Origin of the sequence: Campylobacter sp. US55, assembly GCF_004378955.1 — a bacterium.
GTDB classification, from domain to species: domain Bacteria; phylum Campylobacterota; class Campylobacteria; order Campylobacterales; family Campylobacteraceae; genus Campylobacter_D; species Campylobacter_D jejuni.
The window spans coordinates 115,468-127,574 of sequence record NZ_RYYF01000005.1 but is presented as its reverse complement, the minus strand read 5'-3'; the positions used below and the strand labels follow the sequence as shown (position 1 = coordinate 127,574).

Sequence of the window (12,107 nt, the reverse complement as noted above, 5' to 3'; positions counted from 1 at the left end):
TTATTTTCCTTAAAAATATTGAAATGGATTTTTTGAAACTGTTATTATAGCTTGTAGCGGCAAATTTTTCAAGTCTTTTGCTAAACATTGAGAAAAATATCTCTCACTTTCAAAATGACCCAAATCAATAAGACTGATTTGATTACTAAGTGCCTCTAAAGCTTGATGATATTTAAAATCTCCGCTTAAAAAACAATCCGCATCTACTTTAGAAATTAAATCCCCACCACTTCCAGTACATATAGCAATACGCTTAATGTCTTTTTTACCACAATTGCTTACACGTAAAATTTGTAAATTTAACTTTTTTTTCACCCAGTCACACAAAGCTTCAAAAGACATAGAATTTTCGACATAAATTAAAAATTCATCTTTAAAAGAAATTTTAAAACCTAAAATTTCTTCCGTAAAATAAGTGTTTAAATGACTTAAATCGTAATTTGTATGCATACTGATTAAAGAAATATTTTTACAAATCATTTCTTTAATAAAAGCTCTAGGATAAGTCTTGTCATATAAATCTTTTAAACTTTTAAATATCAAAGGATGGTGTGTGATAATTAAAGAATTTTCACTCGCTTCTTTAATGATATTTTCATCAATATCTAAGCTTAAATAAACAGTTGAAATTTCACTATCCCTATCTCCAAGCAAAATTCCACTATTATCCCATGATTCTTGGATATCAAAGGGACTTAATTGATCTAAAAAATTATAAATTTCACTCAGTTTCATTTAAATTTTTCTTATAAATTTCAGCACAATTTTTCGAAAGCTCACGAATTTTTAACATATAATCTTGTCTTTGTGCTACAGAAATTGCTCCTCTTGCATCTAAAAGATTAAAAGTATGTGCAGCAAGCATACAATAATCATAAGCAGGTAAAGCTAGTCCTTGTTCTAAAATATTTTTACATTCTTTGTAAGAATTTTCAAACTGCTCATTTAAGATCTTAACATCACTTACTTCAAAATTGTATTTACTAAATTCATATTCACTTTGCTTATGCACATCTGCGTATTTAATTTTTTCTCCATTAAATTCACTCCAAACTATATCATAAACATTATCAACATTTTGAAGATACATGGCTATTCTTTCAAGACCATAGGTAATTTCAGCACTTACTAAATCTACTGCTATACCGCCAACTTGCTGAAAATAAGTAAATTGAGTGACTTCCATACCATCAAGCCATACTTCCCAGCCTAAACCCCAAGCACCCAAACTTGGACTCTCCCAATTATCTTCAACAAAACGAATATCATGACTTTTTAAATCAAAACCCAAATTTTCAAGACTTTTAAGATATAATTCTTGAATATTATCAGGACTAGGTTTAATCAAAACTTGAAATTGATAATAAGCGCCTAAGCGATTAGGATTTTCACCATAACGTCCATCAGTAGGCCTTCTACTTGGAGCCACATAAGCAGCTGCCCAAGGTTTTTTTCCTAAACTTCTTAAAAAAGTTGCTGGATGAAAGGTTCCTGCACCTGCTGGCATATCATAAGGTTGCATAATCGCACAACCTTGCTCTTGCCAATAATTTTGTAAATTAAGTATCATTTGTGAAAAAGTCATTGTTTCTCTCTTTATTGTTCCATATTTTCAATAGGTTTTTCTAAATTTTTATTCATTTCCAAATCAGGCTCTGTCTTAGCTCCAAAAATTTCTGCGGTTTTACTCCACATTAATTTATATTTACGCTTGAGAAATTCTATCTCTTCACGCGCATGTTTTAACTCATTATTTAAAGTTTCTATAGTTTTTCTATCTTCATCATAAAGTTCTTGCATAGAATAAAGAGCGTCTTTTAAAAATTTATTCTCATTTTTTAATGCTTCAAGTGTTTCATCTTTAGCATCTAAAACTTTTTCATGTAAATTTAAAATAGTTCCTATTGTTTTTTCAACAAAACTTTCTCCTGCTAAAGTCATTGAATTTACCATTGCAGTTTGAGATTTTGCAGAACTAGGCACTACACTAAAAGTGCCTTGATGAGCTTCGATGTAAATTTTACCCTCTTCTTCTTTAAAATTTAAAGCCCCATTGGCCATCATACCCTTAACCACATCTTCATTTAAATGCACAAGTTTACAAAATTCTTCAAGTTCAAGATAGGTTTGCATTTTTATCCCTTATAATAAAACTTCTACTTCTTTTGAATCAGATACAAGTTTTTTTTCTTTTTCAAGACGATCTTCTTTAAGCTTTTGTGCTAAACCAACATCATAAATAGCTAAAATTTGCATAGCCAAATAAGCAGCATTGATCGCTCCAGCCTTACCAATAGCTAAAGTTCCTACAGGAATTCCACTAGGCATTTGCACCGTAGAAAACAAAGAATCCATACTTGCAAGATTGCTTCCTGACATAGGCACTCCCAAAACAGGTTTTGTTGTATAAGCTGCAACAGCTCCAGCTAAATGTGCTGCCATTCCAGCTGCTGCTATAAAAACTTTCGCACCTTTTTCTTCAGCATTTGCAATATACTCTTTTGTTCTTTTTGGACTACGATGAGCTGATGAGATAATAAGTTCATACTTTACCCCAAAACTTTCTAAAGTTTTAGCAGCCTCTTTCATAGTCTCATAATCACTCTTGCTTCCCATTAAAATAGAAACAAAATTCATCTATATTTCCTTTCTTAAAAAACTTAATGCACTGATTTTATTTGGTAATTGGATTTCATGTTCATTGCCACTATGAATTTCGCTAAATTCTTTATTGTTTTTAGCAATGAGTTTTTTAAACTCTATAAAATATTTATCCTCTTTTTGATAAATTTTACCTAGTTCATTATCGCAAGTTTGAATCACATCGCCTAAAGGGGCTAAAATTTCATAAGGCGTGTTTAAAACGATTTTCCCTTTACATTTAAAAAAGCTTCCATCTTCGCTTATAGCATGCACTTGATGAGAACCTTCTTCTATGCTTGTATTATGATTTTGCGTGTCGGTTTTTTCCAAAGGACGCGAAACAAGATAGCCATCTGTAAAACCACGATTTTTAAGTGTAGCAATCTCTTTTTCATACTTACTTGACTCAAATTTACCCTCTAAAGCATCTTGTATAGCCATTTTATAAGTCCTTGTTGTAAGCGCAACATAATATTCGCTTTTAGTACGCCCTTCTATTTTAAAAGCACTGATACAATTTTCTTGCATGATTTTTTCTATATAAGAACAAAGATTTAAATCTTTAGAATTAAAAATATGAGTACCATTTTCATCTTCTTCTAAGCGAAATAAAGTGCCATTTTCTGGATTTTTAGCATAAAGCTCATAATTAAATCTACAATCATTTGCACAAGATCCACGATTGCTCATTCTTCCACTTTGCACAGAGCTTATTAAACAACGCCCTGAATAAGCAAAACACATAGAACCATGCACAAAAGCTTCAAGTTCAATATCGCAATTTTCCTTTAAAGCTTTAGCGTCTTTAAGCCCTAATTCTCTGGCAATTACAACCCTTTTAGCACCCATATCCTTATAAACTTGAGCATCTAAATAATTTAAAATATTTGCCTGAGTAGAAACATGTAAAGAAATTTCAGGTGCAAGTTCTTTAACAAGACGCATAGCTCCAACAGAAGCTACGATAAAAGCATCAGGTTTCATCTCACGTAATTTTAATATATGTCTTTTTAAACCTTCAATTTGAGAGCTTAAATGAAAACCATTTAAAGTAACATAAATTTTCTTACCACGCTCATGAGTATATTTGATAGCTTCTTCAAAACTTTCATAATTAAATTCTCTTGCAGTGCGTGATCTTAAAGAAAAATTATTCACACCCGCATAAACCGCATCTGCGCCATAAGCCAAAGCAATTTTTAATTTTGTGAAATTTCCTGCAGGAGCTACTATTTCAGGAATGATCATTTTTGCCCTAAACTTGCAATTAAAGCTTCTATATCATCATTACTTACAACATCAGCAGTACTATCGCCTTCAATATGCACTGCAGAACTTACACGTTTTTTATCATCAATTTTACCTTCAAATAAAGAACTCATATAACGGCTTAAAGCACGCATTACATTAATAACACGTTCGATTTTTTGACGATGTATATCTTGATACTGCATTGCATCCATTGCCATCATCACTTCATCTTGTCCACTTTGAAGATTTCCGACAATCTCCTTAGAACTTTTTTTAGCTTGATTGTTTAATTCTAAAGCTTCACCGAAACTTTCCACATTAGGAAATTTTTCATTAAGTTTAGAAAAAATATCAATATTTTTTTCTATTGCTTTATTTATTTCTTTGAGTAAACTTTCAGAATCCGCAAAAAAATTATTAATACTTTCAAGCTTATCCATCATTTCCGTTGCTTTAAGCTCGCTATCTTTTGTAACATCATCTAACTGATGTACAACTTTATGCTCCTGATTTGGTGGGGGTGGTGGCCATACTACACTAGGATTAGGTTTGTAATCAGCTATTTTGACATCTTCTAGCATCAAAGCATCTTCTTCGGTATTCGATTCTTCGGTTTTTACCTCTGCTTCTGTCTCTGAATCAAGATCAACATCACCATTCATCAAAGCATCAAGCTCTTCTTGAGTCATTTTTTTCCTTTTTTTAAATCTAGATTTTCAATAATTGCTCAAAATTATAATCAATTTTATCTAAAACAAAAATATAAATTTTTATTTTTTTAATCTTTTTAAATTAAATTTTTAAATTTATTAAAAAAAATATATTAATTAAATCTTAATTAAAAATTTTATGATATAATTTTATAAATTTAATTACATAAAGGAGTAAAAATATGGGAAAATTTGTTAATAATATAGATGATTTTTTCAAATTTTGCAAACAAAATGAAGTGCTTTTTGTTGATTTTCGTTTTACGGATATGATAGGAACTTGGCATCATATTACCTATAATCTTCATGCAATCAATGAAGAAACATTTCAAACTGGCATTCCATTTGATGGAAGCTCAATCCATGGATGGCAACCTATAGAAAAATCAGATATGATTTTAAAACCTGATGCGCAAAGTGCTTTTTTAGATCCTTTTACGGCTGATCCTACTATCATAGTATTTTGTGATGTGTATGATATTTACAAAGGACAAATGTATGAAAAATGTCCAAGAAGCATAGCAAAAAAAGCAATGGAACACCTTAAAAATAGTGGCATAGCTGATACTGCTTACTTTGGACCAGAAAATGAATTCTTTGTTTTTGATAGTGTAAAAATAGTTGATACTACTCATTGTTCTAAGTATGAAGTTGATACCGAAGAAGGAGAGTGGAATGATGATAGAGAATTTACCGATAGCTACAATACTGGACACAGGCCAAGAAACAAAGGTGGATATTTTCCAGTTCAGCCAATTGATTCTTTAGTAGATATTCGTTCTGAAATGGTTCAAACCCTTGAAAAAGTAGGTCTTAAAACTTTTGTTCATCATCATGAAGTTGCACAAGGACAAGCTGAAATAGGAGTAAATTTTGGCACGCTTGTAGAAGCAGCTGACAATGTTCAAATTTATAAATATGTTGTAAAAATGGTAGCTCATTTAAATGGCAAAACTGCCACTTTTATGCCAAAACCTTTATACGGAGATAATGGCAATGGTATGCATGTTCATATGAGCTTATGGAAAGATGGAGTAAATTTATTTTACGATAAAGATGGATACAGTGGACTTAGTCAAACTGCTATAAATTATATAGGTGGAATTTTAAAAAATGCTAGAAGTGTTGCAGCTTTTACAAATCCAAGTTCCAACTCTTACAAAAGAATAGTTCCTGGCTTTGAAGCTCCTTGTATTTTAACTTATTCTTGTCAAAACAGATCAGCAAGTTGTCGCGTTCCTTATGGTATAGGTAAAAATTCAGCTCGTATAGAAATTCGCTTCCCTGATAGCACTGCTAATCCTTATTTAGCTTTTGTTAGTCTTTTAATGGCAGGTCTTGATGGAATCAAAAATAAAACCATTCCTGTAGGTCCTATGGATGAAAATTTATTTGATCTTACTTTGGATGAAATACGTGAAAAAGGGATAGAACAGCTACCGCACACTCTAAGAGGAAGTTTAGAAGCTTTAATCCGACATAATTCTTATTTAAAACCTGTAATGAGCGATATTTTTATAGATGACTATCAGCATTTAAAATTTAAAACACAAGTTTGGCCAGTAGAAGCTCGTCCAACTGCTTATGAATTTAAAACTTGCTACTCCTGCTAAAAAATTTAATGGCGTTTAACACGCCATTAAACTAAAAAAGAATTAAAAAATTATTTATTTTGCATCAACTATCGCTTAAGCTGATTTACAATTCCTAGCATATCATCACTTGTTGTAATTGCTTTAGAACCCGCTTCATAAGCCCTTTGTCCTGTGATAAGATCTGTCATTTCTTCAACAAGCTGAACATTACTAAGTTCTATAAATCCATGTCTTATCGTTCCAAGTCCATCTTGTCCTGCTATACCCGCAACAGGTGCACCGCTTGCTCCTGTTTCAAGATAAAGATTATCACCCATAGAATGAAGACCTGCTGGATTTATAAACTGAACTAGCTCCACTTGGCCAATTTGAGTTTCTTGTTGCTCCCCTGGTAGCATTACAGAAACGGTTCCATCTGTAGCAACATTAATTGCTGTTGCGCCTTCAGGTATTGTCATTTCAGGTAAAAGTCTATAACCATCTGAATTTACAATATTACCTTCATTATCTTTTGTAAATTGCCCATTTCTAGTATATCCTATAGTGCCATCAGGAAGTTGTATTTGAAAAAACCCATTACCTGCAATAGCCATATCAAGACCATCAGTACTTGTTGATTTTAAATTTCCTTCAGTAAAAACTTTAGTTACCGCTGTTGGACGCACACCCACACCCACTTCTATACCCGAAGGAGAAAGAGTAGTAGCTGAAGTTGAAGTTCCTGCATACTTCATAACTTGATACATAAGATCAGCAAATTCTGCACGACTTTTCTTAAAACCTGCTGTATTAACATTGGCGATGTTATTTGAAGTAACATCAATTTGTGTTTGCTGCGCTACCATTCCCGTAGCAGCAGTATGAAGTGATCTCATCATTTTTAATCCTTTTTTTTATTTTATTTTAAATTATTTAACAGCTGCAAGCTTATTGATAGCTTCTTGATTTAAGTCATCCATATGAGCTGTCATAACTTTTTGATACATTTCTACCATTCTGTTTGCTTCAATCAGTCCTACCATTTCAGTAACTGGATTAACATTTGATCCCTGAGAAAAACCTTGGCGAATAGCATTGGAGTTTTCCAAATCTCTAATGCGGGTTAGATCATCTATTTTATAGACATTATCCCCATCTTTTTGCAAAGCTCTTATATCATCTACTTGTGCTACAAATAATCTTGCATTTTGAGCTCCATCAACCTCAATGCTTCCGTTTTTATCAACGCTAATTTGAACAGCACCATTAGGAATGCGTATGCCAGCATTCTGAGGATTATTAAAATAATCACTACTTAATACCTTGTATCCTTGCTTATTTACCAAATAACCCTCATCATCAAGTTGAAAATTTCCATCTTTAGTTAATCTTACTTCTCCATCTTTGGACTGAACCAAATAAAAAGCATCTTCTCTAGTCATTGCCAAATCCAAAGGATTGTTTGTGGCCTTTAAAGAACCTAGGCTGAAATCTGTATATTCTTGAGAAACTTGCGGAATTCCATCTATTGTAGTATTTACAAAACGAGATGCATCTCTTGTGTGATTTTCTATAGGCAACTCATCCTGAGTTTCTTTAAAAATCCTTTTAAAATCTGCAATAACCACATCATCTCTTTTGTACCCACTTGTATTAATATTGGCAAGATTATTAGTAATCACATCAAGTTTATTAAACTGAGTTACCATTCCACCAGTTGCTTGATAATATCCATTTTGCATATTTTCACCTATAAAATTAAGATTTTATAGCTATAAAAGCAAAGAGTGTTCCAACTTTTAGAAACAAAGAAAAATAAATATTTGAAAGATTGTTAGGAGAGAATTTTAAACTATAAAAAGCAAGATTTGACTCAATCTTGCTTTAAAAATCAATTTTAATCCATTTGACGACGCAAGAAAGTTGGTGTTTCAATTTGCGCCATTATCTCTTCATCATAACCACCGCTTACCTTTTTAAGACTTAAATAAGGATTTTTCTTAGAAGCTTGAGCTTCTTCGGTAGATTTTTTAGCTACTGTATCTTTATCTTCAAACCCTGTCGCAATAATAGTTACTTCAACTCTATCTTCCATGCTATCATCTGTGGTAGAACCAAAAATAATTTTAGCATTTTCATCAACAATTTCTTGTATACTATTTGCTGCTGCCGAAATTTCAAACAAAGAGCAATTAGAACTTGTTTTAAAATGTAAAATAACTCCCTTGGCACCTTTAATATCCATTCCATCAAGCAAAGGAGATTCTATAGCGTTTGAAAGAGCCTCTTCTATAGCATTTTCACCACTAGCACTACCAACACCCATGAGCGCTAGTCCACGATGACTCATGATAGTTCTTACATCCGCAAAGTCAACATTAATATCTCCATTATCAAGCAAGATAGATACCATACCTTTTACAGCACGAGCTAAAATATCATCAACCAATCTAAAAGCATCTTTAATGCCTGCTTTTTTATCAATAATGCTCAATAATTTTTCATTTTGAATTACAAGAATAGAATCACTTTCTTTTTTAAGCTCAAGGAGACCGCTTTCAGCAAGTTTTTTTCTTTGTTTTCCTTCGAATGCAAAAGGCATAGTTACAACGGAAACAGTTAAAGCTCCAATCTCTTTAGCTGCTTGTGCAATAACTGGAGTGGCACCCGTTCCAGTACCTCCACCAAAACCTGAAGCAATAAATACAATATCACTTTGACTAAGACTTGCTTTTATTTCTTCAAAACTTTCTCTAGCACTTTCTGCACCTACTTCAGGAAGCATACCAGCGCCTAAACCTTTAGTTTTTTTCTCGCCAAGTTGAATTTTAGTTTTTGCTAATGAAATTGAAATAGCTTGTGCATCAGTATTCGCTGCAATTAAATCAAGATCATTTAATCCCATTTTAACCATATGGTTGATCATATTACCGCCGCCGCCGCCGCAGCCTATAACCTTAATTTTTGCACCTTTATTATGTTGCATTTCTTCTACTAAAAATTCACTCATAAAAATTTCTCCTTGTTAAAATTGATTCATAATTTTATGCCAGATATTTGAAAAAACGCTAGGTTTTTTTTCTTTTGGCTCTTTAAAATCTAATTGTTCTTGTATTGCAATTGTATCATTTTCTTGCAAATTTTCATCAAAAAAATCAGATTTTATTCCACTTTCTGTATCTTTTTGCAAAACAATATCTTGTTTAATTTGACGATTAAAATTTTCAATTTCCCCTTTATATCTTAATTTCTCATTAGAATCAAGTTCATAAGGCGTAAAATACCCCGCTCCATATAAACAAAGTCCTATAGCACAAGTATTTTCAGGATCGTTAAAAATTTCACTAAAACCAGTAATCAAATCTTTTCTTGCAGTAGCCAGTCTAACTGAGCGATTATCAAATGTTGCAGGAGCTAGCTCATCAATACCTGCTAACTTAGTCATTCCACCTGTTAAAACAACTCCACCGCCTATAGCATTGGCATAACGATTATCACTTAAGATTTTTGCCAAAATCATCAAAGTTTCTTCCGCTCTTGCATAAATTACATTTGAAATAATATCCAAAGAAACTTCATTAACCTTTCTTTCATCACCCATTGAAGGAATTTGTATAAGGGTATTAGGTTGTTGCGAAAGAGCTGCATAATTAAGCTTGATTTTTTCTGCTTCTTTTAAAGGTGTATGCAATGCCATTGATAAATCTTGGGTAATATTAATCGAGCCAATTTGCAAACAATCATTATATCTAATTGAATTTCCAGTATGAACAACCATATCACAAATCGCTCCACCCATATCAATCAAAACAGCGCCTAATTCCTTTTCGCTATCATCTAAACAAGCTATAGCTGAAGCATATCCTGAAAGAACTATATTATCCACTCTTAAATCAGCTAATTCAACTGCTTTCTTAAGATTTTTAATATGAGATTCTTGCGAAATCACTATATGGGTTGAAACTTCTAAACGATTGCCACTCATTCCCAAAGGATCATCAACATGTTCAAGATCATTAACCTTAAAATTATAAGGCAAAACATGGATAATTTCATAACCACTTGGTAGATTGGCAGTATGCTTAGCTGTACTTACAGCACGATGAATTTCTTTAATGCCTATTTCATGATTTGGAATATTAACAACACCTATACTATCAACGCTTTTAGTATAAGCACCTGATATAGACACCACAACCTTATCATAATGAACGCCGCTCATCATCTCAGCACTTCTAACAGCTTCTTCGATAGATTTAGAAGCAAGCTCTATATTGGTAATGGCACCTTTTTTAACCCCGTTAGTTTTCGACTTGGAAAAACCAATAATTTTTAATCCATCTTCATCTTTTTGAGCAATAATGGCACAAGTCTGGGTTGAGCCTAAGTCAATTCCTAATATATTCAAAATCAATTCCCTTTATAATAAATTTTTATCGGATATATCTTTTTAAGTTCATCAACAAGTTCTTGCTTAAGCTCATTTACTTTTAAATTTCGCAAATTTTGCTCAAGCATAGTTTTGTATTGTTCAAATTTATCGGAGTTCATATCTAATTTTTGTTTATTTATTTTATATAATATTGCTTTATTGTCATTAATGACCACATAAGAACTATTTTGGTCAGTATTAAATACATTCATTAAAAAATAAGCAAACTCAGAATCATTTAATATCTTATCGCTAAGCTTTACACTCTCTCGAGAACTATCTCGACTTACAAAGCCTATATCATCGCCTTTAAAATTTACTAAACTATTTTTAGCTTTTTCTTCTAAATTTTTTCTAGCTTGTTCGCTTAAATACATAGGTAAAACTTCTTCTCTAGCTTCTTCAAAAGTTTTATTTCTTATAGGATCTACTTTATTTAGTTTAACTATGATATATCCGTTATTATAAGGTACTGGTCGCAAAACATCTCCATTTTTAGCTTTATTCAAAAGATCAATTGGATAATAAACATCAGATTCACTAATATTTTGATCTTTTTGAAAATTATCTTTCCCATTTTTTAAATCTAAAAATTTAGCATTAGCCACATTCTTTAGTTGCATTAAAGCATAATCTTTAGCAACTTCATTTTTAGCAGACTGAAAATCCATCACTTTACCTGCAAAATCTTTATATTTTAGTTTATTTTCATCTTGATTATAAAATTTTTCTAATTCTTTGTCGTCAATTTTCTCATTGCTAACTGGCAAAAAATAAGTTGAAATTTCATATATTTTTTTAGTTTTATAATCTTCTTTATGTTCATTCCAAAGCTTTTTTAAATCTTCTTCGTTAATCTTAATATTTTTTTTGTCATAATCAATTTTTGCAATACTTAAAGCATCTTGCATGAAATAACTAGAAGCTAACATTTTTAATTCTTCATCTTTGCTAGGAATATTAAAAATTTGATTAAGTTTATCGGTAATTACTTCACTTGCAAGTTGTGTTTCATAATCTTTTGGAGTTAAATTATTGGCATTTAAAAGTTCATAATAAATTGTTTTGTTAAAATCCCCTGTAGGATCTTGAAATTCTCTAGTATTTGCAAGTTTTTGTAAAATTTCATTCTCGTTTACGCCAATACCCAAATCTTTGGCAAAATTTAACAAAAGCTTATCTTCAACAAGAGAGCTTAAAGCTATATTTTTAATGCCTAGTTGCTCAGCATTTTCTGGAGTTAAAGCACCATTGCTAATTTGATTATAATAACTTAAAATTTGTCTATATCTAGTATCAAATTCGCTAAAACCTATCTTTTCATTTCCTACAGTTGCAACACTCGAACTTCTATTGAGATTAAAATCATAAGCACCCCAACCTAAAAAGCCAGCGCCAACAAAAGCTATAGTACTAACCCATATAGTAACAACAAGATATTTTTTGTGATGTTGCATCCAAGTAAGCATATCATTCCTTGATTGAATTTAAACTAGA

12 protein-coding genes are annotated in these 12,107 nt (G+C 31.7%); 1 reads left to right on the top strand and 11 read right to left on the bottom strand.

Translation table 11 applies throughout. The annotated features are described in order from the left end of the window. Positions 1-9: 9 nt before the first annotated feature. The 6 genes from ELQ07_RS04930 to ELQ07_RS04905 are packed head-to-tail and all read right to left on the bottom strand — an operon-like array spanning position 10 to position 4,583. Positions 10-735 (bottom strand): Nif3-like dinuclear metal center hexameric protein, encoded by a 726-nt coding sequence (locus tag ELQ07_RS04930; RefSeq protein ID WP_052834165.1) that lies wholly within the window; start codon positions 733-735, stop codon positions 10-12. Next, the gene (glyQ, locus tag ELQ07_RS04925) at positions 722-1,585 is read right to left on the bottom strand and encodes a glycine--tRNA ligase subunit alpha (protein ID WP_002861386.1); all 864 of its coding nucleotides are present in this window, start codon (positions 1,583-1,585) and stop codon (positions 722-724) included. Before glyQ ends, ELQ07_RS04930 begins: the two co-directional genes overlap by 14 nt. Positions 1,586-1,596: 11 nt before the next feature. After that, a complete protein-coding gene (locus ELQ07_RS04920; protein ID WP_002852251.1) occupies positions 1,597-2,133 on the bottom strand; it encodes a DUF3972 domain-containing protein in 537 nt (178 codons plus the stop codon). 9 nt (positions 2,134-2,142) lie between these two features. Next, complete coding sequence (purE, locus tag ELQ07_RS04915; RefSeq protein ID WP_070300926.1) at positions 2,143-2,637, bottom strand: 5-(carboxyamino)imidazole ribonucleotide mutase; 495 nt, start codon at positions 2,635-2,637, stop codon at positions 2,143-2,145. Then, positions 2,638-3,891, bottom strand: a complete 1,254-nt coding sequence (locus tag ELQ07_RS04910; RefSeq protein ID WP_044258389.1) for a peptidase U32 family protein — start codon at positions 3,889-3,891, stop codon at positions 2,638-2,640. Continuing rightward, positions 3,888-4,583, bottom strand: a complete 696-nt coding sequence (locus tag ELQ07_RS04905; RefSeq protein ID WP_070300924.1) for a chemotaxis protein — start codon at positions 4,581-4,583, stop codon at positions 3,888-3,890. Before ELQ07_RS04905 ends, ELQ07_RS04910 begins: the two co-directional genes overlap by 4 nt. 203 nt (positions 4,584-4,786) lie before the next feature. Between ELQ07_RS04905 and glnA the strand changes: the two genes are divergently transcribed. Beyond that, a complete protein-coding gene (gene glnA / locus ELQ07_RS04900; protein ID WP_134224820.1) occupies positions 4,787-6,217 on the top strand; it encodes a type I glutamate--ammonia ligase in 1,431 nt (476 codons plus the stop codon). A gap of 68 nt (positions 6,218-6,285) precedes the next feature. On the opposite strand, the gene flgG is transcribed toward glnA, so the two are convergent. The 5 genes from flgG to ELQ07_RS04875 all read right to left on the bottom strand — a co-directional run bounded on the left by flgG (position 6,286) and on the right by ELQ07_RS04875 (position 12,079). Then, positions 6,286-7,077 (bottom strand): flagellar basal-body rod protein FlgG, encoded by a 792-nt coding sequence (gene flgG, locus ELQ07_RS04895; protein ID WP_002852142.1) that lies wholly within the window; start codon positions 7,075-7,077, stop codon positions 6,286-6,288. 30 nt (positions 7,078-7,107) lie between these two features. Then, complete coding sequence (locus ELQ07_RS04890; protein WP_134224819.1) at positions 7,108-7,920, bottom strand: flagellar hook-basal body protein; 813 nt, start codon at positions 7,918-7,920, stop codon at positions 7,108-7,110. 155 nt (positions 7,921-8,075) lie between these two features. Continuing rightward, on the bottom strand, positions 8,076-9,188 hold the full coding sequence (gene ftsZ / locus ELQ07_RS04885) for a cell division protein FtsZ (RefSeq protein ID WP_002852071.1): 1,113 nt from the start codon (positions 9,186-9,188) through the stop codon (positions 8,076-8,078). A 15-nt stretch (positions 9,189-9,203) separates the two neighbouring features. Then, positions 9,204-10,592, bottom strand: a complete 1,389-nt coding sequence (gene ftsA / locus ELQ07_RS04880; protein WP_134224818.1) for a cell division protein FtsA — start codon at positions 10,590-10,592, stop codon at positions 9,204-9,206. Further along, the gene (locus ELQ07_RS04875) at positions 10,589-12,079 is read right to left on the bottom strand and encodes a peptidylprolyl isomerase (RefSeq protein WP_134224817.1); all 1,491 of its coding nucleotides are present in this window, start codon (positions 12,077-12,079) and stop codon (positions 10,589-10,591) included. Before ELQ07_RS04875 ends, ftsA begins: the two co-directional genes overlap by 4 nt. Positions 12,080-12,107 lie beyond the last annotated feature (28 nt).

Excerpts from the sequence above, each read along its gene's own strand:
- ELQ07_RS04920 (WP_002852251.1), bottom strand. The coding sequence starts at position 2,133 with ATGCAAACCTATCTTGAACTTGAAGAATTTTGTAAACTTGTGCATTTA.
- purE (WP_070300926.1), bottom strand. The coding sequence starts at position 2,637 with ATGAATTTTGTTTCTATTTTAATGGGAAGCAAGAGTGATTATGAGACT.
- ELQ07_RS04910 (WP_044258389.1), bottom strand. The coding sequence starts at position 3,891 with ATGATCATTCCTGAAATAGTAGCTCCTGCAGGAAATTTCACAAAATTA.
- glnA (WP_134224820.1), top strand. The coding sequence starts at position 4,787 with ATGGGAAAATTTGTTAATAATATAGATGATTTTTTCAAATTTTGCAAA.
- ELQ07_RS04905 (WP_070300924.1), bottom strand. The coding sequence starts at position 4,583 with ATGACTCAAGAAGAGCTTGATGCTTTGATGAATGGTGATGTTGATCTT.
- glyQ (WP_002861386.1), bottom strand. The coding sequence starts at position 1,585 with ATGACTTTTTCACAAATGATACTTAATTTACAAAATTATTGGCAAGAG.
- ELQ07_RS04890 (WP_134224819.1), bottom strand. The coding sequence starts at position 7,920 with ATGCAAAATGGATATTATCAAGCAACTGGTGGAATGGTAACTCAGTTT.
- flgG (WP_002852142.1), bottom strand. The coding sequence starts at position 7,077 with ATGATGAGATCACTTCATACTGCTGCTACGGGAATGGTAGCGCAGCAA.
- ELQ07_RS04930 (WP_052834165.1), bottom strand. The coding sequence starts at position 735 with ATGAAACTGAGTGAAATTTATAATTTTTTAGATCAATTAAGTCCCTTT.
- ELQ07_RS04875 (WP_134224817.1), bottom strand. The coding sequence starts at position 12,079 with ATGCTTACTTGGATGCAACATCACAAAAAATATCTTGTTGTTACTATA.
- ftsZ (WP_002852071.1), bottom strand. The coding sequence starts at position 9,188 with ATGAGTGAATTTTTAGTAGAAGAAATGCAACATAATAAAGGTGCAAAA.